Annotated in this window: 20 protein-coding genes; 9 read left to right on the top strand and 11 right to left on the bottom strand. The window is 60.1% G+C overall.

Features of this window, described 5'->3' with window-relative positions; genetic code table 11:
- Positions 1-146 precede the first annotated feature (146 nt).
- Positions 147-1,076, top strand: coding sequence for a FecR domain-containing protein (locus JFU11_RS14900; protein ID WP_223569325.1), 930 nt, complete (start codon positions 147-149; stop codon positions 1,074-1,076).
- 18 nt (positions 1,077-1,094) lie between these two features.
- The gene (locus JFU11_RS14895; protein WP_201061080.1) at positions 1,095-3,407 is read left to right on the top strand and encodes a CHASE2 domain-containing protein; all 2,313 of its coding nucleotides are present in this window, start codon (positions 1,095-1,097) and stop codon (positions 3,405-3,407) included.
- Between the two features lie 182 nt (positions 3,408-3,589).
- Here the strand turns inward: JFU11_RS14895 and JFU11_RS14890 are convergent, their stop codons facing one another.
- From JFU11_RS14890 to glyQ, 4 genes are all read right to left on the bottom strand, one after another.
- Complete coding sequence (locus tag JFU11_RS14890) at positions 3,590-4,369, bottom strand: lysophospholipid acyltransferase family protein (protein WP_201061079.1); 780 nt, start codon at positions 4,367-4,369, stop codon at positions 3,590-3,592.
- 81 nt (positions 4,370-4,450) lie between these two features.
- Positions 4,451-4,990: a D-glycero-beta-D-manno-heptose 1,7-bisphosphate 7-phosphatase gene (gene gmhB / locus JFU11_RS14885; protein ID WP_201121319.1), complete on the bottom strand. Its 540-nt coding sequence runs from the start codon at positions 4,988-4,990 to the stop codon at positions 4,451-4,453.
- A gap of 5 nt (positions 4,991-4,995) precedes the next feature.
- Entirely contained in the window at positions 4,996-7,050 is a 2,055-nt protein-coding gene (glyS, locus tag JFU11_RS14880) for a glycine--tRNA ligase subunit beta (protein WP_123720093.1), read from the bottom strand.
- The gene (glyQ, locus tag JFU11_RS14875; protein WP_003213601.1) at positions 7,047-8,000 is read right to left on the bottom strand and encodes a glycine--tRNA ligase subunit alpha; all 954 of its coding nucleotides are present in this window, start codon (positions 7,998-8,000) and stop codon (positions 7,047-7,049) included. The genes glyS and glyQ overlap by 4 nt, the downstream gene beginning before the upstream one ends.
- Before the next feature lie 81 nt (positions 8,001-8,081).
- On the opposite strand from glyQ, the gene tag reads away from it, so the two are divergent.
- Both tag and JFU11_RS14865 read left to right on the top strand, forming a co-directional pair.
- Positions 8,082-8,639: a DNA-3-methyladenine glycosylase I gene (gene tag, locus JFU11_RS14870; RefSeq protein WP_201061074.1), complete on the top strand. Its 558-nt coding sequence runs from the start codon at positions 8,082-8,084 to the stop codon at positions 8,637-8,639.
- A gap of 40 nt (positions 8,640-8,679) precedes the next feature.
- Positions 8,680-9,567 carry a lysophospholipid acyltransferase gene (locus tag JFU11_RS14865; protein ID WP_007902957.1) on the top strand — a complete coding sequence of 296 codons (888 nt, stop codon included), beginning with the start codon at positions 8,680-8,682 and terminating at the stop codon, positions 9,565-9,567.
- A 106-nt stretch (positions 9,568-9,673) separates the two neighbouring features.
- On the opposite strand, the gene JFU11_RS14860 is transcribed toward JFU11_RS14865, so the two are convergent.
- The 5 genes from JFU11_RS14860 to def all read right to left on the bottom strand — a co-directional run bounded on the left by JFU11_RS14860 (position 9,674) and on the right by def (position 14,403).
- Positions 9,674-9,988: a tetratricopeptide repeat protein gene (locus JFU11_RS14860; protein WP_008007911.1), complete on the bottom strand. Its 315-nt coding sequence runs from the start codon at positions 9,986-9,988 to the stop codon at positions 9,674-9,676.
- Between the two features lie 175 nt (positions 9,989-10,163).
- The gene (trkA, locus tag JFU11_RS14855; protein ID WP_123720092.1) at positions 10,164-11,537 is read right to left on the bottom strand and encodes a Trk system potassium transporter TrkA; all 1,374 of its coding nucleotides are present in this window, start codon (positions 11,535-11,537) and stop codon (positions 10,164-10,166) included.
- A gap of 22 nt (positions 11,538-11,559) precedes the next feature.
- Positions 11,560-12,870, bottom strand: a complete 1,311-nt coding sequence (gene rsmB, locus JFU11_RS14850; protein ID WP_201061072.1) for a 16S rRNA (cytosine(967)-C(5))-methyltransferase RsmB — start codon at positions 12,868-12,870, stop codon at positions 11,560-11,562.
- Positions 12,867-13,826, bottom strand: coding sequence for a methionyl-tRNA formyltransferase (gene fmt, locus JFU11_RS14845; protein WP_201061071.1), 960 nt, complete (start codon positions 13,824-13,826; stop codon positions 12,867-12,869). Before fmt ends, rsmB begins: the two co-directional genes overlap by 4 nt.
- 70 nt (positions 13,827-13,896) lie before the next feature.
- Positions 13,897-14,403 carry a peptide deformylase gene (gene def, locus JFU11_RS14840; protein ID WP_052963527.1) on the bottom strand — a complete coding sequence of 169 codons (507 nt, stop codon included), beginning with the start codon at positions 14,401-14,403 and terminating at the stop codon, positions 13,897-13,899.
- 169 nt (positions 14,404-14,572) lie between these two features.
- On the opposite strand from def, the gene JFU11_RS14835 reads away from it, so the two are divergent.
- The 3 genes from JFU11_RS14835 (at position 14,573) to JFU11_RS14825 (ending at position 17,397) form a co-directional block, all read left to right on the top strand.
- The gene (locus JFU11_RS14835; protein WP_201061069.1) at positions 14,573-15,598 is read left to right on the top strand and encodes a LysM domain-containing protein; all 1,026 of its coding nucleotides are present in this window, start codon (positions 14,573-14,575) and stop codon (positions 15,596-15,598) included.
- 80 nt (positions 15,599-15,678) lie between these two features.
- Positions 15,679-16,785 (top strand): DNA-processing protein DprA, encoded by a 1,107-nt coding sequence (gene dprA, locus JFU11_RS14830; protein ID WP_201061067.1) that lies wholly within the window; start codon positions 15,679-15,681, stop codon positions 16,783-16,785.
- Positions 16,786-16,839: 54 nt separating this feature from the next.
- Positions 16,840-17,397: an L-threonylcarbamoyladenylate synthase gene (locus JFU11_RS14825; protein WP_030127850.1), complete on the top strand. Its 558-nt coding sequence runs from the start codon at positions 16,840-16,842 to the stop codon at positions 17,395-17,397.
- A gap of 138 nt (positions 17,398-17,535) precedes the next feature.
- On the opposite strand, the gene JFU11_RS14820 is transcribed toward JFU11_RS14825, so the two are convergent.
- The gene (locus JFU11_RS14820) at positions 17,536-18,513 is read right to left on the bottom strand and encodes an NADPH:quinone reductase (protein WP_201061065.1); all 978 of its coding nucleotides are present in this window, start codon (positions 18,511-18,513) and stop codon (positions 17,536-17,538) included.
- 174 nt (positions 18,514-18,687) lie between these two features.
- Here JFU11_RS14820 and hemF point away from each other — a divergent pair, with 174 nt between their 5' ends.
- On the top strand, positions 18,688-19,602 hold the full coding sequence (gene hemF / locus JFU11_RS14815) for an oxygen-dependent coproporphyrinogen oxidase (protein ID WP_007902928.1): 915 nt from the start codon (positions 18,688-18,690) through the stop codon (positions 19,600-19,602).
- A gap of 13 nt (positions 19,603-19,615) precedes the next feature.
- Complete coding sequence (gene aroE, locus JFU11_RS14810) at positions 19,616-20,437, top strand: shikimate dehydrogenase (protein ID WP_201061063.1); 822 nt, start codon at positions 19,616-19,618, stop codon at positions 20,435-20,437.
- A gap of 107 nt (positions 20,438-20,544) precedes the next feature.
- Here aroE and JFU11_RS14805 read toward each other — a convergent pair whose 3' ends face one another.
- A complete protein-coding gene (locus tag JFU11_RS14805; RefSeq protein WP_201061061.1) occupies positions 20,545-22,113 on the bottom strand; it encodes a SulP family inorganic anion transporter in 1,569 nt (522 codons plus the stop codon).
- Positions 22,114-22,288: the final 175 nt, after the last annotated feature.

Genomic DNA, 22,288 nt, shown 5'->3' with positions numbered 1-22,288 from the left:
CCAGAGCGTCCGGTCAGGTATCGTGCGTCAAGCGCGTGCATTTCCCGGCATGATTTCTACAAGAGCATAAAAAGCAGTCCATGAACCCCATGACCTTATTGCTTCCACGCCGTTCGGGTGTCTGTTTTTTACTGGTTGCCGGCCTGATGGGATTGCTCACCCAAAGTGCATTAGCAGCTGGCGCCTCGGCAAAACGTCTGCCGTATATCGATGAAAACCAACAATGCCGTGGTCAACCGCTGCCGGCGACTGTCGAGCATCTGACCGGCGAAGCCTGGAAGCTGGACGCCAAAGGCAAGCAGACGCCATTGCAGGAAGGCATGTCGATCGACGAAAAGGAAGGCGTCAAAACCTCGCCCTCGGCGTTTGTCAGCCTGTCCCTGGGTGATGGCTCGCGGGTGGTGTTGCCCTCCAGTTCCCATATCACCCTGCACCTCAATGAAGAACATTCGATCCCTCAGGTCATTCTTGAGCAGGGGCAGGTTGAGTCGTATGTGATCAAACGTGCCAGCGACCATGATCGCTTTCAGATCGTCACGCCGGTCGGTGTACTGGGCGTACGGGGCACGCACTTTCGGGTGCGCAACGATGACGGTGGCGAGGCGCTGCTGGAAGTGTTGAACGGGCAAGTGGCGGTCGATCGTGACGAGCAAACGTCGGGCACCCGCCCTGCCCGCTCGGCTGCCAAACGGACTCAGAGCTCTGAAGCTGACGAGGTCCAGGTTATGGCCCGCCAAGGTTTGCGTATTCAGAAACAAGGCACGTTGACGCCAATCGACTTGTTACCTGCCCCACGTTTGTTGGGGCAAGCCGGTCAGACGGGTAATGTGCCTGTCTGGCAATTGATCATGAAACCCATCGAAGGGGCCACGCGTTATCGGGCGCAAGTGGCCACCGACGCAGCCTTTCTGGACATCAAGCAAGAGCAGTTTTCCAGCACGCCAGAGGTCAAATTCAGCGGGCTGAAAGCGTTTTTCTACCATGTTCGCCTGTCGGCCTATGATGCTCAGGGGTTAGAGGGAGAGACCGGGGTGTATGACATTCTCTATTACCCCAGGACTACCCGTGTCCAATAGCGCCCTGGCCGACGACCGATGAAGAGACGGCCAAGGAAGGATGAACGCGAGCCGACCCAGGCTCAGCGGTTGATTCAGCGGATGGTCCGCGAGTGGCTGTGGGTCTGTCTGATCCTGTTGCCGCTGACTGCGATGCTGTCCATGACTCAGGGTCTGGCCCTGAGCAATCTGCTGTATGACAACCTGCGCCGGCTGAGCCCTCTGCCAGTGGACCCGCGAATACTCATCGTCACGATCGATGACTACAGCTTGCAGCAGCTTGGCCAATGGCCGTGGTCGCGGGCCATGCACGCGCAACTGCTTGATCGGCTCAGCGCCGCGAAGGTTAAAGGCGTTCTGTTCGACGTTATCTTCAGCGAGCCCGATAGCCAACACGAGAACGATCAGCTTTTGGCCCAGGCGGCCTGTCGAGCCGGGAATGTTTTCGTGCCGCTGCTGCGCGAAGGCGTCGCGCGTTATGGGCAGCCCTTGGGGGAAATTGAACCGGTGGATCCGCTGAACCATTGTGCCAAAGGCGTCGGGCACATCAATGCCGAAGCGGACGCTGATGGGATCGTGCGCAGCGTGTATTTAAGCGAAGGACCGTCGCAAAAAACACGCCCGCAACTGGCTTGGCTGCTGTACGAAGAAACCCTTGCCGACAAGGGAAATGCATCGATGCCAGGTACCCCGGCCCTGCCATCGGCGCAAGGTTGGCAGCGAGCCCACGAAATACGGATTCCTTTCATCCATTCCGACGCGGGCTTTCCCACTGTGCCCTACGTCAGCGTATTGCGCGGCGAAGTCCCGCCCGAGTTGCTGCGCGATCGCTTGATCCTGATCGGCTCGACCGCTCCTGGCCTGGGCGACCGCTACGTGACACCGCAATCGGCCAGCATCGGCACCACACCGGGCATCGAGATCCAGGCGAATATCCTCAACGGGCTGCTGCAACAGCGCAACATCGTGGTTCTCGATCAGCGCTTGGCGGCATTGTTATCGGTGATGATTGTCGGTGAGTTGCTGGGCCTGCTGTTGGTACGTCCGCGTCGCGCCCTATGGCTGACTCTGGGCGCAATGACGGCCGCTCTACTGGGTTCGGGTGTACTGATGCGGCTTGGCTGGTGGTGGTCACCGGCCGCGAGCCTGCTGGGTATGTTGCTGGGCTACCTGATCTGGAATTGGCGAAGGCTGAACGCGGTGCTCGCCTATTTCGGCTGGGAACTGGCGCGCCTGGACAGCGAGCCAAAAGTTTTTCCCGAACGTCGTCGTACCCAAGCCCCGGCCGGTGATGTGCTGCAAGGGCAAATCGTCGCGCTGGAGCAGGCCATGAGCCGGACCCGCGACACCCGACGTTTCATTGCCGATGGGCTTGAATACCTGCCGGTGGCGACGCTGATCAGCGATCCGCAAGGGCGCATTCTACTGGCCAACCGCAAGGCTCGAGAGGTGTTTTGTCGTGGCCTGGTGGGCGAGGACATGCTCGAGCAACTGAACGATCTGGGTTACCCGGTGCCGTCCAATGGAATGCCATCTGCGTTGTCGACTCTGGAGCCGCTGGAGTTTCGTGACACCCAGGCACGCAGCCTGCGTCTGGACCTGGCACCGCTGTTACCAGCCGAGGGCGACTCCGTGATTGGCTGGCTACTGAGCCTCACCGACTTGAGCGTCGAGCGGGACGCCGAAGAACAGCGAGCCGTGTTGCTGCGCTTTTTGTCTCATGACCTCAGAGCTCCCCACTCTGCGATTCTGGCCTTGCTCGACGTTCAGCGGCATCAGGTGTCCGGCGACACTCAAGTGTTCAGCCAGATCGAGTTACAAGTGCGCAAGGCGCTGAAACTGACCGAGGCTTTTGTGCAGTTGGCAAAAGCCGAGTCCGAGGCCTATCAGTTTCAGCCGAGTATGTTCGCGATGTTGTTACTCGATACCTTCGACCAGGCCTCGAGCATCGCTCATCTGAAGAACATTCAGTTGCTGCATGACCTCGACGAAGACGCTGAAGTGTTGGTCCTGGCCGATCAATCGCTACTGACACGGGCACTGTTCAACCTGCTGGAAAACGCCATCAAGTACAGTCCGGCGGGGTCGCGGATCTCAGTGCGAGTGAGTTGTGCCGAGGGCTGGCTGCTGTGCGAAATCGCCGATCAAGGCCGAGGAATTGCTGTCGATGAACTTCCCGAGTTGTTCAGTCAGTATCGGCGTTTTACCTCGGCTCACGGCAGCGATGGCCTGGGGCTGGGTTTGTCCATGGTCAAGGCGGTGGTGGATCGTCATGGCGGGAGGATTTCCTGTCATAGCGTGGTGGGGCAAGGCACGACGTTCAGTGTCCAGTTACCGCTATTGAGTGAGTGAGCCAGACGCTTTCGACGGGCATAAAAAAACCGGCTATATCAGCCGGTTTTTTTTAGTCCGAAATAAACTTATGCACCTTTTTCGACGTTTTATTTGCTTAAGAAATATGTATGTAAATCATAGGTTTAAAAACTAAAAACGACGCTTTTCAACAAAACGGTACACAGGTTATCCACAGAATCTCAGACAGTCACTTGATCAGTAGCGTTGGGTGCCGCCGGGGTTGCTGGCAGCGAACCCATCTCGCGCTGCATCTGTTCGTTCCAGGCCTGAACCCGATCATTCAGATCGGCAATGGCTCGCGGCCCACTACCCTCGGCGTACATCGGCGCGCCAATGATGACGCTGATCACACCCTGCTTCTTTGCCCAACCGGTTTTTGGCCAGAACTTGCCGGCATTGTGCGCAATCGGCAGTACCGGTAATGACGCATTGACGGCCAACGCGGTGCCACCGCGGGAGAACTTGCCGATGGTGCCGTAAGGAACGCGAGTCCCTTCAGGGAAGATCAGGACCCAGACATTGTCCTTGAGCAGTTCATCGCCCTTCTTCGCCACATGCTTGAGCGCAGCTTTCGGGTTGCCACGGTCGATGGCGATCGGCCGCAGCATCGCCATGGCCCAGCCGAAGAACGGAACGTAGAGCAGTTCGCGCTTGAGCACCTGGCTCAGCGGCTCGAAGTAGGCCGAGAGAAAGAATGTCTCCCAAGTGCTCTGGTGGTTCGACTGAATCACGCAGGGCTGGTCAGGAACGTTCTCGGCACCTTTCACTTCGTAACGGATACCCAGAAAGACTTTGCTCAGCCATAAAGCGCAGCGGCACCAGTACACGTTGATAAAGCGATAGCGCGCCTTGAATGGCAGAAACGGCGCGATAAAAAAGCTCAGGGTGCACCAGAGCAAAGAGCTGGTGCCCAGCAGCAGGTAAAAGAGAAAAGTTCTGATGGCCTGCAGTATCGACATGGCGACATTTACCGTTGCGGGCATTGCCCGCCTATTCAAGCGCACTCCCGATCAGTCCTTGGCCAGGATGTCAGAAGAGCCTTAGTTGTGGATAAGTTCCGCGGCAATCGCCGCCAGATCGTCAAAAATCAAGGTGCCCGCCGGTAGGGTCAAGCCCTGCGTCTTTTCGCCTTTCCCGGTCTTTACCAAAACTGGCTGAGAGTCGACGGCTCTGGCGGCTTCCAGGTCACCGAGAGTATCGCCGACGAACCATAGATTCGTCAGCGAAACGTTGTAATGCGCGGCGATGGTTTTCAACATCCCGGGTCTTGGCTTGCGGCAATCGCAGCCATCGTCTGGCCCATGCGGGCAATAGACGATCAGCCCGACTTCGCCGCCCTGTTCCGTCACCAGCTCGCGCAAGCGAGCGTGCATGGCATCCAGGGTGGCGATGTCGTAATAACCGCGAGCGATGCCCGACTGGTTGGTAGCGACCGCCACCGTCCAGCCGGCCTTGCTCAACTGCGCGATCGCTTCGATCGAACCGGGGAGCGGAATCCACTCCTCCACCGACTTGATGTACGCATCGGAGTCGTAATTGATCACTCCGTCCCGATCGAGAATCAGCAGTTTCAACAGCAAACCCCTTAGCCCAGCAGCGAAATGTCGGCGACGCCGAGGAACAAACCACGCAGACGCGCCAGCAGTGCGTAGCGGTTGGCTCGCACCTTGGCATCTTCGGCATTGACCATCACCGCTTCGAAGAACGCATCCACCGGCTCGCGCAAGGCGGCCAGACGCGCCAACGATTCGCTGTACTGACGAGCAGCGGCCATTGGCTGAACAGCCTGGTCAGCCTGCTGGATCGCCGAATACAGGGAGAACTCGTTGGCGTTGTCGAAGTACTTGGCTTCAACGACCGAAGGAACAGAGCCTTCGACCTTGCTCAGCAAGTTCGAAACACGCTTGTTCACGGCGGCCAGAGCAGCAGCTTCCGGCAATTTGCGGAACGCTTCTACGGCTTGTACACGCTGATCGAAGTCCAGCGCCGAACCCGGCTTCAGGGCACGAACCGACAGGTAAGTCCCGACATCAACGCCTTCGTCTTCATAACGGGCACGCAGACGATCGAAGATGAATTCCAGCACCGAGTCATTCAGGCCGGCAGCCTTGACCTTGGTACCGAACGCATTCACGGCAAACGCCACGGCGTCGTTCAGGTCGAGGTCGAGCTTCTTGTCGATCAGGATGCGCAATACACCCAGCGCAGCACGGCGCAGGGCATACGGGTCTTTGCTCCCGGTTGGCAGCATGCCGATACCGAAAATACCCACCAGTGTGTCGAGCTTGTCGGCGATGGCCACAGCCGCACCGGTCAGCGTGGTCGGCAGTTCAGCGCCGGCACCGCGCGGCATGTACTGCTCGTTCAGCGCCAGTGCGACTTCTTCCGGCTCGCCGTCGTTGAGGGCGTAGTAGTAACCGGCGACACCTTGCATCTCCGGGAACTCGCCGACCATTTCGGTCGCCAGGTCGCACTTGGACAGCAGGCCGGCACGGGAAGCCCATGCGGCGTTACCGCCAATGCGTTGAGCGATGAACGCAGCAAGTTTGGAAACGCGTTCGGCCTTGTCGTAGACGCTGCCGAGTTTTTCCTGGAACACCACGTTCTGCAGACGCAGATTGAAGTCTTCGAGTTTTTGCTTCTTGTCTTGCTTGAAGAAGAACTCGGCGTCGGTCAGGCGTGGGCGAACCACTTTCTCGTTACCGGCGATGATCTGCTGCGGATCCTTGCTTTCGATGTTGGCCACGGTAATGAAACGAGGCAGCAACTTGCCGTCGGCATCCAGCAGGCAGAAATACTTCTGGTTGTCCTGCATGGTGGTGATCAGCGCTTCTTGCGGCACGTCGAGGAAGCGTTCTTCGAACGAGCACACCAGCGGCACCGGCCATTCAACCAGCGCGGTCACCTCATCGAGCAGGCTCGGCGGCACGATGGCCGTCCCTTCCTGCAGCGTCGCCAGTTCTTCGGTGCGCTTGCTGATCAGCTCGCGACGCTCGTTGGCATCGGCCAGCACATAGGCAGCACGCAGATCGCTCAGGTAGTTGGCCGGCGAGGTGATGCGCACGCTTTCAGGATGGTGGAAACGATGACCACGGGAATCGCGGCCGGACTTTTGCGCGAGGATGGTGCAGTCGATGACGTGGTCACCGAGCAGCATCACCAACCATTGAGTCGGGCGAACGAATTCTTCCTTGCGAGCACCCCAGCGCATGCGCTTGGGAATAGGCAGGTCGTTCAGGGAATCTTCGACGATAGTCGGCATCAGGCTCGCGGTCGGCTTGCCGGCGATGCTTTGGCTGTAGCGCAGTTTCGGACCGCTCTGATCGATTTCGCTCAGGTCGACGCCGCACTTCTTGGCGAAGCCCAGGGCTGCTTGAGTCGGGTTGCCTTCGGCATCGAACGCGGCCTGACGCGGCGGGCCGTCGAGGTTGATGCTGCGATCCGGCTGCTGGGTCGCCAGCGCGGTGATCAGCACGGCCAGACGACGTGGCGCAGCGTAGACGGTTTTGGTTTCGTAGTTCAGGCCGGCAGCTTGCAGGCCTTTGTCGATACCGGCCAGAAACGCATCGGCCAGGGTGTTCAGGGCTTTGGGTGGCAGTTCTTCGGTGCCCAATTCAACCAGAAAATCTTGAGCACTCATTGTGCAGCCTCCAGCTTGGCCAGTACTTCATCACGCAGGTCCGGGGTCGCCATCGGGAAGCCCAGCTTGGCGCGAGCCAGCAGATAGGCTTGCGCAACGGAACGCGCCAGGGTGCGTACACGCAGAATGTATTGCTGACGCGCGGTCACCGAGATCGCCCGGCGCGCATCCAGCAGGTTGAAGGTGTGGGACGCCTTCAACACCATTTCGTAGCTCGGCAACGGCAATGGCTGATCGAGTTCGATCAGGCGCTTGGCTTCGCTTTCATAGAAGTCGAACAACTCGAACAGCTTCTCGACGTTGGCGTGTTCGAAGTTGTAGGTCGACTGCTCCACTTCGTTCTGGTGGAACACGTCGCCGTAGGTCACTTTGCCGAACGGACCGTCAGCCCAGACCAGGTCGTAGACCGAGTCCACGCCTTGCAGGTACATGGCCAGACGCTCCAGACCGTAAGTGATCTCGCCGGTCACCGGGTAGCATTCGATGCCGCCCGCTTGCTGGAAGTAAGTGAACTGCGTCACTTCCATGCCGTTGAGCCAGACTTCCCAGCCCAGACCCCAGGCGCCCAGCGTTGGCGACTCCCAGTTGTCTTCGACGAAACGGATGTCGTGCACCAGCGGGTCGAGGCCCACGTGCTTGAGGGAGCCCAGGTACAGTTCCTGGAAGTTGTCCGGGTTCGGCTTCAGGACTACCTGGAACTGGTAGTAGTGCTGCAGACGGTTCGGGTTTTCGCCGTAGCGGCCGTCAGTCGGGCGACGACTGGGCTGCACATAAGCGGCGTTCCAGGTTTCCGGGCCAATGGCGCGCAGGAACGTGGCAGTGTGGAAAGTGCCGGCGCCTACTTCCATATCGTAGGGCTGAAGTACCACACAACCTTGCTCGGCCCAGTATTGCTGGAGGGCGAGGATCAAGTCTTGGAAGGTACGCACGGCTGGCGTAGGCTGGCTCACGAAATTCACCTGTTTCTTGGGCTGCGATTTAAAGAGCGGGAGTATACCCGATTCGGTCCTGCGCACGCCCCCTGGAGCCTTATGCCACGCTGCTTTTGGTGTACCGAAGATCCGCTGTACATGGCTTATCACGATCAGGAGTGGGGCACGCCGCTACGCGATGCGCAGGGTTTGTTCGAGTTGCTTTTGCTCGAAGGGTTCCAGGCAGGGCTTTCCTGGATCACCGTGTTGCGCAAACGAGAGCGTTATCGCGAGGTGCTGTTTGGCTTCGATGTACAGCGCGTGGCACAGATGAGCGATGCGGAAATCGATGAATTGATGCTCGATCCGGGGATCATCCGCAATCGCCTCAAACTCAATGCGGCCCGGCGCAATGCCCAAGCCTGGCTGGCGCTGGAGGACCCGGTGGCGTTTCTCTGGTCGTACGTCGGCGGAACGCCTGTGATCAATCATTTCAAGGATCGCAGTGAAGTACCGGCCGTGACACCGGTCGCCGTCGAGATGAGCAAAGGCCTGAAAAAAGCCGGATTCACGTTCGTCGGCCCGACCATTTGTTACGCGTTGATGCAGGCTTCGGGCATGGTCATGGACCACACTCGGGATTGCGATCGCTACGCCACCTTGGCGAACGGCGGTTAGAATAGCCGCCTCGCGCACAGCACAAGATCAGGAGTGACCTGTGGATAAGTTGAAAGGCGCCTTGCTGGTAGGCGCTCTGCGTCTGTTTGCCCTGCTTCCTTGGCGGGCAGTGCAGGCGGTGGGTTCGGCGATTGGCTGGATCATGTGGAAAACCCCCAACCGTTCCCGCGACGTGGTACGGATCAACCTCGCCAAGTGCTTTCCGCAGATGGACCCGGCCGAACGCGAGCGTCTGGTGGGCCAGAGTCTGAAAGACATTGGCAAGTCCCTGACCGAGAGCGCTTGCGCGTGGATCTGGCCGGCTCAGCGTTCCATTGATCTGGTGCGTGAAGTCGAAGGTCTCGACGTGCTCAAGGACGCCCTCGCCTCCGGCAAAGGCGTGGTCGGCATCACCAGCCACTTGGGCAACTGGGAAGTGTTGAACCACTTCTATTGCAACCAGTGCAAACCGATCATTTTCTACCGTCCACCCAAGCTCAAGGCGGTGGATGACTTGCTGCGCAAGCAGCGGGTGCAATTGGGTAACCGGGTGGCCGCTTCCACCAAGGAAGGCATCCTCAGCGTGATCAAGGAAGTGCGCAAAGGTGGTGCAGTGGGTATTCCGGCAGACCCGGAACCGGCCGAATCCGCCGGGATCTTCGTGCCGTTCTTTGCCACTCAAGCCCTGACCAGTAAATTCGTCCCGAACATGCTGGCCGGCGGCAAAGCGGTCGGTGTGTTCCTGCATGCCCTGCGGTTGCCGGACGGTTCAGGTTACAAAGTGATCCTCGAAGCAGCGCCAGAGGCCATGTACAGCACCGATACCGAAACCTCCTGCGCGGCGATGAGCCAGGTGGTCGAGCGCTATGTTCGGGCTTATCCGAGCCAGTACATGTGGAGCATGAAGCGCTTCAAGAAGCGTCCGCCGGGCGAAGAACGCTGGTACTGATGCTGCTGTGGATAACCCCCGGTAAAATCAAAAGATCGCTGGCTTCGCCAGCTCCTACAAAGGCTTGGCGGTTACCTTGTAGGAGCCTGCGATCTTTTGATCTTGATCAGTGCGCCTGACGCTCAAGCTTTTTCAGAAACACCGTCATCTCCTTCTCGGCCTGCTTGTCGCCATGGTTGCGGGCGGCTTCCAGGCCCTGTTCCCAGGCCTGACGCGCCGCCGCGTAATCCGCCAGCGCCAGATGGGCCTTGCCCAATAGCTTCCAGGCCGCCGAATACTTCGGATCGAACTCGACGCAGCGCTGGAAATGCTCTGCGGCTTTGGCGTTTTCACCAAGATCCAGATAACCCTTGCCCAGGCCGAAGCGCAGCAGCGAGTTATCCACACCCTTGGCGAGCATTTTTTCCAGGGATTCGATCATGGTGGATTCCTTATTGAGGTTCTTCAGGGATGCCTGTTTGTTCTTGAGATTGCTTTCGCGGGCAAGCCCGCTCCCACAGGAATCTCGGTCGTACACAAGATATGTGTTCACTGCAAAACACTGTGGGAGCGGGCTTGCCCGCGAAGAGGCCCGTCCAGCCACTGCAAATGCCGGATCAGAAGAAGCTCAACCCCACATGGAACAGCTTTTCCACATCCCGAATGTGCTTTTTATCCACAAGGAACAGAATCACATGGTCGCCGGCTTCGATCACTGTGTTGTCGTGGGCGATGATCACTTCTTCATCGCGGATGATCGCGCCGATGGTAGTCCCCGGCGGCAGGCCGATGTTTTCGATGGCCTTGCCGATCACCTTGCTCGACTTCGCATCACCGTGGGCGATGGCCTCGATGGCTTCCGCCGCACCTCGACGCAATGAGTGCACGCTGACGATATCACCGCGTCGCACGTGGGCCAGCAAGGTGCCGATGGTCGCCAATTGCGGGCTGATGGCGATGTCGATGTCGCCGCCCTGGATCAGGTCGACGTAGGCCGGGTTGTTGATGATCGTCATCACCTTCTTCGCGCCCAGACGCTTGGCGAGCAGCGACGACATGATGTTGGCTTCGTCGTCGTTGGTCAGCGCCAGGAAGATGTCGGCGTCGGCGATGTTCTCTTCCATCAGCAAGTCGCGGTCGGAGGCACTGCCCTGCAACACCACGGTGCTGTCGAGGGTGTCCGAGAGATGGCGGCAGCGGGCCGGGTTCATCTCGATGATCTTCACCTGATAGCGGCTTTCGATGGCCTCGGCCAAACGCTCACCAATCTGCCCTCCGCCAGCGATGACGATGCGTTTGTAGCTCTCGTCGAGGCGGCGCATTTCACTCATCACCGCGCGAATATTCGCTTTGGCGGCGATGAAAAACACTTCGTCGTCGGCCTCGATCACGGTATCGCCCTGGGGCAGGATCGGCCGGTCACGACGGAAAATCGCCGCAACGCGGGTTTCGACGTTCGGCATGTGTTCGCGCAGCTGCCGCAGTTGCTGACCCACCAGCGGACCGCCGTAATAGGCTTTCACAGCCACCAGCTGTGCTTTGCCTTCGGCGAAGTCGATTACCTGCAACGCACCCGGATGCTGGATCAGGCGCTTGATGTAGTTGGTAACGACTTGCTCCGGACTGATCAGCACGTCGACCGGAATCGCTTCGTTATCGAACAGTTCGGCGCGGGTCAGGTACGCGGCTTCGCGGACCCGGGCGATCTTGGTTGGCGTGTGGAACAAGGTGTGAGCGACCTGACAGGCCACCATGTTGGTTTCGTCACTGTTGGTCACTGCAACCAACATGTCGGCGTCGTCGGCACCGGCCTGACGCAGTACCGTTGGCAGCGAACCGCGACCCTGTACGGTGCGGATGTCCAGCCGATCGCCGAGGTCGCGCAGGCGTTCGCCATCGGTGTCGACCACGGTGATGTCGTTGGCTTCGCTGGCCAGGTGTTCTGCCAGCGAACCGCCGACCTGCCCTGCGCCGAGGATGATGATTTTCATCCAGTCACTCCTTTAAAACCGGTTAACCGCGCGCGGCGGCAATCTTGATCAGCTTGGCGTAGTAGAACCCGTCATGGCCACCTTCCTGGGCCAGCAATTGGCGGCCATGGGGCTGCTTGATGCCGGCCGCTGTGGCGAGGTCCAGTTCACGGGCACCCGGCGTGCGAGCGAGGAACGCTTCGATGACTTCGGTGTTTTCGGTCGGCAGCGTGGAGCAGGTGGCGTAAAGCAGAATGCCGCCCACCTCCAGCGTTATCCACATGGCGTCGAGCAGCTCGCCCTGAAGCACCGCCAGCGCGGCGATGTCATCGGGTTGGCGGGTCAGTTTGATGTCCGGGTGACGACGAATCACGCCGGTGGCCGAGCACGGCGCGTCCAGCAAAATGCGCTGGAACGGTTTGCCGTCCCACCAGGTCGCGGTGTCGCGGCCGTCGGCGGCGATCAGTTCGGCGCTCAGGCCCAGGCGTGCAAGGTTTTCCCGTACTCGCACCAGACGTTTGGCTTCCAGATCCACAGCCACCACGCCGGCCAGTTTGGGCTCGGCCTCAAGGATGTGGCAGGTTTTGCCGCCCGGTGCGCAGCAGGCGTCCAGCACCCGTTGGCCTGGCGCGAGGTCCAGCAGATCAGCGGCCAGTTGCGCGGCTTCGTCCTGCACGCTGATCCAGCCTTCGGCGAAACCCGGGAGGCTGCGCACATCGGCCGCCGCGTCGAGGATGATGCCGTCCTGACTGTAAACACACGGCGTGGCCGCGATGCCGGCGTCACTCAGCAACCCGAGATAAGCATCGCGGGTGTGATGGCGACGGTTGACCCGCAAAATCATCGGCGGGTGAGCGTTGTTCGCTGCGCAAATGGCTTCCCACTGCTCAGGCCAGAAGGCTTTGAGGGATTTTTGCAGCCAGCGCGGGTGAGCGGTGCGCACCACCGGGTCGTGCTCCAGCTCGGCCAGCAGCGCTTCGCTTTCACGTTGGGCGCGGCGCAGCACGGCATTGAGCAGGGCTTTGGCCCACGGCTTTTTCAGTTTGTCGGCGCAACCGACGGTTTCGCCGATGGCCGCGTGGGCCGGAACCCGGGTGTAGAGCAGTTGGTAGAGGCCGACCAACAACAGCGCCTCGACATCGGCATCGGCTGCTTTGAACGGCTTTTGCAGCAACTTGGCCGCCAACGCCGACAAACGTGGCTGCCAGCGAGCCGTGCCGAACGCCAGGTCCTGGGTGAAGCCGCGATCACGGTCTTCGACCTTGTCCATTTGCGTCGGCAGAGAACTGTTGAGTGAGGCTTTTCCGTTAAGAACAGCAGCAAGTGCCTTGGCGGCAGCCAGACGTGGATTCATTGAGCGTCCGCCGCTTGACCGAGAACGGTGCCGACGGCGAATTTCTCACGACGGCTGTTGAACAAGTCGCTGAAGTTCAGCGCCTTGCCGCCGGGCAATTGCAGACGGGTCAGGCACAGCGCCTGTTCACCGCAGGCGACGACCAAGCCGTCCTTGCTGGCACTGAGGATTTCACCCGGCGCGCCCTGCCCTTGGGCCAGGCTCGCAGCCAGCACTTTCAGCGCTTCACCGTTCAGCGTGCTGTGGGTGATCGGCCATGGGTTGAAGGCGCGAACCAGGCGCTCCAGCTCAATTGCCGGGCGGCTCCAGTCGATGCGCGCTTCGTCTTTGTTCAATTTGTGTGCGTAGGTGGCGAGGCTGTCGTCCTGCACTTCGCCTTCCAGAGTGCCTGCGGCCAGGCCGGCAATCGCCTGAACCACGGCCGGTGGGCCCATCTCTGCGAGGCGATCATGGAGGCTTCCGCCGGTGTCTTCTTCGCTGATCGGCGTGGTGACCTTGAGCAGCATCGGCCCGGTGTCGAGGCCCAGTTCCATGCGCATCACGGTCACGCCACTTTCGCTGTCGCCCGCCTCAACGGCGCGCTGGATCGGTGCTGCACCGCGCCAGCGTGGCAGCAAGGAAGCGTGGCTGTTGATGCAGCCCAGACGCGGAATATCCAGCACCACTTGCGGCAGGATCAGCCCGTAAGCGACCACCACCAGCAAATCCGGTTTCAGTGCGGCGAGTTCAGCCTGAGCGTCTTCGTTGCGCAGGGTCGGCGGTTGCAACACCTGGATGTTGTTTTCCAACGCCAACTGCTTGACCGGGCTCGGCATCAGCTTCTGCCCACGGCCCGCCGGACGGTCCGGTTGGGTGTAGACCGCAACGATCTCGTAAGGACTGTCGAGCAGGGCCTTGAGGTGTTCGGCGGCGAATTCCGGGGTACCGGCAAAGACAATGCGCAGTGGCTCAGTCATGAAAGCTCTCAATTACAAAGCGTCTTGAAAAGAAAAAGGCTTGCCGCAGCAAGCCTTTGAAAGAAGGGCATCAAGCGTTCTGGCGATGGAGCTTTTCCAGTTTCTTCTTGATCCGGTCGCGTTTGAGCGTAGACAGGTAATCAACGAACAATTTGCCGTTGAGGTGGTCGCATTCATGCTGGATGCATACCGCGAGCAGGCCTTCGGCAATCAGTTCGTACGGTTGGCCGTCGCGGTTCAGGGCCTTGATCTTGACCTTTTGCGGGCGGTCGACGTTTTCGTAGAAACCCGGCACCGAGAGGCAGCCTTCCTGGTACTGGTCCACCTCGTCGGTCAGGACTTCGAACTCGGGGTTGATGAACACCCGCGGTTCGCTGCGGTCTTCGGAGAGGTCCATCACGACGATACGTTTATGCACGTTGACCTGGGTCGCGGCGAGGCCGATGCCTGGCGCTTCATACATTGTTTCAAACATGTCATCGACCAACTGACGCACTTCGTCGTCCACTACAGCCACTGGTTTGGCGATAGTACGCAGGCGCGAGTCGGGGAATTCGAGGATGTCTAAAATGGCCATAAGCTCAATTGCTGCACGTGTGAGGTAAAGTCGGGTCGATGGCCTGGCGAGTCCGAGGATGCAGGCTACCGTTGTGAACGTAGCTTCCGGCTTTTCAATAATGAGCAGGAAGCGAGCCACGAGGGCTCTGGCGTTTCACGCGAACGTACATAATAAAGGGATTCACCGCATGAGGAAATCACTACTCGCCTTGCTCCTTCTGGCCTCGGCCGGTTTTGCGCATGGGCAAGTGCAACTCAGGGAAGGTTTTCCACAGCAATACACCGTGGTGGCAGGGGACACACTCTGGGACATTTCCGCCAAATACCTGCGTGAACCGTGGGAATGGCCGCAGCTTTGGCAGGCCAATCCACAAATCGAAAACCCCAATCTCATCTATCCGGGCGATACGCTGTCGCTGGTTTACGTCAACGGTCAGCCACGCCTGACCCTCAATCGGGGCGCTTCCCGGGGCACTATCAAGCTTTCGCCACGAATCCGCAGCTCGCCGGTGGCCGATGCCATTCCGAGCATTCCGCTGAAATCGATCAACAGCTTTCTGCTGAGCAATCGCATCGTCGACAAGGCAGAGGATTTCGACAAGGCGCCCTACATCGTCGCCGGCGATGCCGAACGGGTGCTCAGCGGCACCGGTGATCGAATATTCGCGCGTGGCCATTTCGACCCGACACAACCGGTGTACGGCATCTTCCGTCAGGGCAAGGTCTACACCGATCCGCAGAGCAAGGAGTTTCTGGGGATCAACGCCGACGACATCGGTGGCGGCGAGATCATTGCCACTGAAGGCGACGTCGCCACCCTGGCCCTGCAACGCACCACTCAGGAAGTACGACTCGGCGACCGGCTGTTCGGCGGTGAAGAGCGCTCGATCAATTCGACCTTCATGCCCAGTGCGCCAACTGCCGAAATCGACGGCTTGATTATCGATGTCCCGCGTGGGGTCACCCAGATCGGCGCGCTGGATGTCGTCACGTTGAACAAGGGGCAGCGCGATGGCCTGGCCGAAGGCAATGTGCTGGCGGTGATGAAAACCGGTGAAACCGTGCGTGACCGAATCACCGGCCAGCCATTGAAAATTCCCGACGAGCGGGCCGGTTTGCTGATGGTCTTCCGCACTTACGACAAGCTCAGCTACGGGCTTGTCCTTAACGCATCGCGCTCTTTGGCGGTGATGGACAAGGTGCGAAATCCTTAAGCCTGCTCACAAGTTACCAACAGAGTTATCCACAGCTTATTCCCGATTCGATGGGACTCTATAACGATCAAGGATGATCCATGTCGCTGTCTGCCTGTACGTCCGTTTCCCCTGCGGAACTGGAAGCCCGTTTACGCCTGCACCGTTTGCCGGAACTCGGCCCTGCACGTTTCAAGAAATTGCTTGAGGCCTTCGGCTCTGCCTCCAAAGCCATCAGCGCACCGGCCAACGCCTGGCGTGCGTTGGGCCTGCCACTCGCTTGTGCGGAGGGTCGGCGCTCCAGTGAAATTCGTGACGGCGCCAGTCACGCATTGGCCTGGTTAGAGCGCCCGGGCCAGCATTTACTGATGTGGGACCAACCGGACTACCCCGCATTGCTGGCGCAAATCAGTGATGCGCCGCCGCTGTTATTCGTCGCGGGCGATCCGGGAATTCTGGAAAAACCACAGCTGGCGATGGTCGGCAGCCGTCGTGCTTCGCGACCGGGAATGGACACTGCCACCGCGTTTTCCCGCAGTCTGGCCGGCGCCGGTTTTGTCATCACCAGCGGTCTGGCCCTGGGCATTGATGCCGCCGCGCATCAGGCGGCTCTGGACGTTGGCGGGCAAACGGTCGGCGTACTTGGCACGGGGCTGGAAAATTTTTATCCACAGCGCAATCGAAGGCTGGCGGACGCCATGATCGCTTCGGGAAGCGCGGTACTTTCGGAGTTCCCGCTGGACGCCGGCCCTTCCCACAGCAATTTCCCCCGGCGCAATCGAATCATCAGCGGTTTGTCCCTCGGCGTGCTCGTGGTCGAGGCGAGTGTTGCCAGTGGTTCGTTGATCACCGCGAGGCTGGCGGCGGAACAGGGGCGTGAGGTGTATGCGATTCCAGGGTCGATCCATCACCCTGGTGCAAAGGGTTGCCATCAGCTGATCCGCGACGGTGCGGTGCTGGTGGAAACCATCGAGCACATCCTCGAAGCCTTGCGCGGCTGGCAACGGCTGCCGTTATCCACAGAAACGCCGCAGAGGACAGAGACTCATCCGCTGCTCATATTGCTCCACGCGGCGCCCCATACCAGCGAAGCCCTGGCGATCACCAGCGGCTGGGCGCTGTCGAAAGTATTGGCAGCGCTGACGGAGCTGGAAATGGACGGCCGTGCGGTCTGTGAAAGCGGCCGCTGGCTTGCGCGGGGACGCTAGGTTTTACAGGGAAGATCGGTAAACTGCGCAGAGCCTTATTCCGGAGAGTCTTACATGGTCAACAGTTGGCGTGTGCAACAAGCCGCACGAGAAATTCGCGCTGGGGCGGTCATTGCCTATCCAACCGAAGCTGTCTGGGGCTTGGGTTGCGACCCGTGGGACGAAGAGGCGGTGGATCGTCTGTTGCTGATCAAGGGACGGTCTGTGGATAAAGGCCTGATTCTGGTGGCCGACAATATTCGCCAGTTTGACTTCCTCTTCGAAGACTTCCCTGAACTGTGGATGGACCGCATGGCCAGCACCTGGCCGGGCCCCAACACCTGGCTGGTGCCGCATCAAAATATGTTGCCCCAGTGGATTACCGGTGTGCATGAAACGGTGGCGTTGCGGGTTAGCGATCACCCACTGGTGCGGGATTTGTGTGCGTTGGTCGGGCCGTTGGTTTCAACCTCGGCCAACCCTCAGGGGCGGCCGGCGGCGCGGACGCGGCTTCGCGTGGAGCAGTATTTCCGCGGGCAGGTTGATTGGGTGCTGGGTGGCAATCTGGGTGGGCGGAAGAATCCGAGCGTGATTCGCGATCTGGCCACCGGCCACGTTGTGCGCCCGGATTAATGTGGCGAGGGGGCTTGCCCCCGTTCGGGTGCGAAGCGCCCGCCAATGAGCGATGCGTTCTAACTGACAGACCGCATCTTCAGGTTGGGGACTGCTGCGCAGTCCAACGGGGGCAAGCCCCCTCGCCACAGTCTGGTGTCAAGGCAACAAAACAGTCGAGCCCGTTGTGCGCCGCGCCGACAATTCGGTCTGTGCTTTCGCCGCTTCAGCCAATGGATACCGCTGACTGATGTCCACCTTCAACTTGCCGCTGATGATCATCTCGAACAGCTCATCGGCCATGTTTTGCAGGTTTTCAGCGTTGTTGGCGTAGGTCGCCAGGGTCGGCCGGGTCACGTACAGCGAACCCTTCCCCGCGAGAATCCCCAGGTTCACTCCATCTACAGCGCCTGAAGCATTACCGAAACTCACCACCAGCCCCCGAGGCGCGACGCTGTCGAGCGACGTCAGCCAGGTATCTTTGCCGACACCGTCGTACACCACCGGCACTTTTTTACCGTCAGTCAGTTCCAGCACGCGTTGCGCGACGTTTTCATGGCTGTAATCGATGGTCGCCCAGGCACCATTGGCTTTCGCCAGTGCGGCTTTCTCTGGTGAGCTAACCGTGCCAATCAGCTTCACGTCCAAGGCCTTGGCCCATTGGCAGGCCAGGGAACCGACCCCTCCGGCTGCTGCGTGGAACAGAATGGTTTCGCCACCCTTGAGTTCATACGTCTGACGCAGCAAGTACTGCACGGTCAGGCCTTTGAGCATCACGCCGGCGGCCTGTTCGAAGCTGATGGCGTCCGGCAGATGCACCAGATTAGCTTCCGGCAATACATGAACGTCGCTATAAGCGCCCAATGGGCCGCTGCCGTACGCCACGCGATCGCCGATCTTGAAGCGGGTGACTTCGCTGCCGACTGCTTCGACCACACCCGCGCCTTCAGCCCCCAGGCCCGACGGCAAGGCGGGTGGCGCATAGAGGCCGCCGCGGTAATAGGTGTCAATGAAGTTCAGGCCGATGGCCTTGTTGGTCACGCGCACCTGCAGCCGGCCGGGTTCGGCGGGCTGGTAATCGACATGCTCGAGTACTTCGGGGCCGCCATGGGCGCGGAACTGGATACGCTTTGCCATCTGCACTTTCCTTAAGTATTAGCTTCTAGAGTTGTAGCGCCAAGCGCCCTATCGGACTCTTAAAGCTTGACCTTCGTCAACTGCGACGGCACAAGGTGCAGTGTTATCCTACGCAGCAATTTGCCGCCGGCCTGTATGAGCGCCGCGTAGCTTTGCCCGATTCAAGGTGATGCCATGACTACCCGCACCGAGGCCGTAAAAGCCTACCTGCTCGACCTGCAAGACCGCATTTGCGCTGCCCTGGAAGCTGAAGACGGCGGCGCGCGCTTCGTCGAAGACGCCTGGACCCGGCCTGCCGGCGGTGGTGGTCGCACCCGGGTGATTGAAAACGGCGCGGTCATCGAAAAGGGCGGCGTTAACTTTTCCCACGTCTTTGGCAGCGGACTCCCACCCTCCGCCAGCGCTCATCGGCCAGAACTGGCCGGCCGAGGTTTCGAAGCCTTGGGCGTGTCTTTGGTGATTCACCCGCACAACCCCCATGTACCGACGTCCCACGCTAACGTGCGCTTTTTCATCGCTGAAAAAGAAGGTGAAGAGCCGGTCTGGTGGTTCGGTGGCGGCTTCGACCTGACCCCTTATTACGGTAATGAAGAAGACTGCGTGCACTGGCACCGCGTTGCCGAACAGGCCTGCGCGCCGTTCGGCCCGGACGTCTACCCGCGCTACAAGGCCTGGTGCGACAGTTACTTCCACATCAAGCATCGCCACGAGCCGCGTGGCATTGGCGGCCTGTTTTTCGATGACTTGAATGAGTGGGACTTCGATACCAGCTTCGCCTTCATGCGCGCCATCGGCGATGCGTTTATCGACGCTTACCTGCCAATCGTGCAGCGCCGCAAGAATGATGCGTTCACGGCCAAACAGCGTGAATTCCAGGAGTTTCGCCGTGGTCGTTACGTCGAGTTCAACCTGGTCTATGACCGCGGCACGCTGTTCGGCCTGCAATCGGGCGGGCGTACCGAGTCGATCCTGATGTCGCTGCCACCGCAAGTGCGCTGGGCCTACGACTGGAAGGCCGAGCCGGGCAGTGAAGAAGCGCGCCTGACCGAGTACTTCCTGCAAGACCGCGATTGGTTGGCCAAGGCCTGAACGAGGAATTCTGATGGATCGTTACGTCGTATTCGGTAACCCGATTGGCCACAGCAAGTCGCCGCTGATCCACCGTCTGTTCGCAGAGCAGACAGGGCAAAAACTGGACTACAGCACTTTGCTGGCGCCCCTCGATGATTTTTCCGGCTGTGCCCAGGCATTTTTCCGCGAAGGGCGCGGGGCGAATGTGACGGTGCCGTTCAAGGAAGACGCTTATCGTTTGGCGAACAGTTTGACCAAGCGGGCGCAGCGGGCCGGCGCAGTAAATACCCTGAGCAAACTGGCCGATGGCAGTCTGCTGGGTGACAACACCGATGGCGCCGGGCTGGTGCGGGACCTGACGGTCAACGCCGGATTCAGCCTTGCGGGCAAACGCATCCTGCTGCTCGGGGCCGGCGGTGCGGTGCGCGGGGCGCTGGAGCCATTGCTGGCGGAGCAACCGGCGTCGGTGATCATCGCCAACCGTACGGTAGAAAAAGCCGAATTGCTGGCGGAATTATTCGCGGATCTGGGGCCGGTGTCGGCCAGTGGTTTCGATTGGTTGCTGGAACCGGTGGACCTGATCATCAACGCTACGTCCGCCAGTCTGTCAGGCGATGTACCGCCGATTGCCAGCAGTTTGATCGAGCCGGGCAAGACGGTTTGCTACGACATGATGTACGGCAAGGAGCCGACCTCGTTCTGCCGCTGGGCCAGCGAGCACGGCGCGGCAGTGGCGATGGATGGCTTGGGAATGTTGGCTGAGCAAGCGGCGGAAGCTTTCTATCTGTGGCGCGGCGTGCGCCCGGATACGGCGCCGGTGCTGGCCGAACTCCGACGCCAGCTCGCAGCGTAAACCCCTGTAGGAGCGAGGCTTGCCCGCGAAGGGAGCGCCGCGATGATTCAGACATACCGCATCATCGTTCTTCGCGGGCAAGCCTCGCTCCTACAGGGGGCGGTGTTTCAATCTTCGAAGCGAATCGGGCATTTCTCCGCACCTTCGAGCTTTCTCAATTCCTCCACCACCTGTGGCCGTGCCCGCCGCAGGGTCAGGCTGCGATCCTGGCGCAGCAGTCGTCGCGCTTCCTGGTGCAGCATTTCCACGCCCGAATAGTCGATGAAGTTGATCTGCTGCGCCTCGATCACTACCCGCGCGCCGTGCATCCGTTGCAGGCGCACTTGCAGGTAATGGCTGGCGCCGAAAAAGATTGAACCGCCGACTCGCAGAATGTCTTCGTCGCCCTCACGCCAATGCTGAACCCGTGGTTGCGAGGTGCGTTTGAGGTAGAAGAACAGCGAGGCCAGCACGCCGGCGTAGATCGCCGTTTGCAACTCCAGCAACAGCGTCGCGACACAGGTCAGCGCCATGACCAGAAACTCGGCACGGCTGACCCGCAACAAGGCGCGAATGCCGCGATGGTCGACCAATCCCCAGGCGATCAACAAAATACTGCCGGCCATGGCCGGGATCGGAATGTGGGCGATCAATACCGCACCGAAGATAGCGAACAACGCCACCCATACTGCTGAAAAAACGCCCGCCAACGGTGAGCAGGCACCGGCGTCATAGCTCAGGGCCGAGCGGGTGAAGGAACCGGCTGACAGCGACCCGGAAAAAAACGCACCGACTATGTTCGAGAAACCCTGGGCGCGGACTTCTTGATTGGCGTCGAGCAACTGCTGCGAGCGCGCCGACAAGGAGCGGGCAATCGACAGGCTCGTCACCAGCCCGAGCATGCCGACCGCCACCGCGCTAGGCAGCAGGCGCAACACCAGGTCCAGATCCAGCGGCAACGGGCTGAAGGGTGGCAGTCGCCCGACAAAGGCGCTGACCAACTGCACATGACCGAACATCGCTGGCCACAGCCATACCAGCAACCCGCTCAAGGCCAGAGCGATCAACAGCGTCGGCCAGCGCGGCACCAGCAGTTTCAGCACGATGCCTATCACCACCGTGGCCAGGCCCAGTACCAGCGAGGGTTTGTCCACCTCACTGAGATGACTGAACAGCAGCACCAGGCTGTTCAGCGCCGTGGCCTGGTTGGGCACATCCAGCCCCAGCAAGTTCGGCAGTTGCCCAATTGCAATTACCACCGCTGCGCCAAGGGTGAAGCCCAGCACCACCGAGTGAGAGACGAAATTCACCAGGGCGCCGAAACGCAGCAAACCCAGCAGCCACTGGAAAATGCCCGCAAGGAGTGTCAGAAGCAGGATCAATGTGACGTAGTCCTGCGATGCGGGGACGGCCAGAGGACTGACGCTGGCGTACAGGACGATGGAAATGGCCGCCGTGGGACCGCAGATCAAATGCCACGATGAACCCCAGAGGCAGGCGATCAGTACCGGGATGATGGCGGCGTACAACCCGTATTCCGGTGGGAGACCGGCGATCAGGGCGTAGGCAATGGATTGTGGCAACGCGAGAATCGCACCGCTCAGGCCGACGATCAGGTCACGACCGACGCTGGCACGGGTTTGCCGGGGCAACCAGGTCAGGAAGGGAAAGAGTGAATGGCGGCTGGGGAAGGCCATGGGTTCTCTCGGGTGGGATTTTGCGCAAGGGTAGCAGGGTAAAACGATCATTGTGGCGAGGGAGCTTGCTCCCGCTCGGCTGCGCAGCAGTCGCAAGTCCGGACAACTCGGTGAGACTGATAAACTGCAGTTGCCGAAATGGGAGCGCTACGCACTCCAGCGGGAGCAAGCTCCC

Source organism: Pseudomonas sp. TH37 (genome assembly GCF_016650735.1).
Lineage (GTDB): Bacteria > Pseudomonadota > Gammaproteobacteria > Pseudomonadales > Pseudomonadaceae > Aquipseudomonas > Aquipseudomonas farris.
This window is presented reverse-complemented; position numbering and strand designations above follow the sequence as displayed.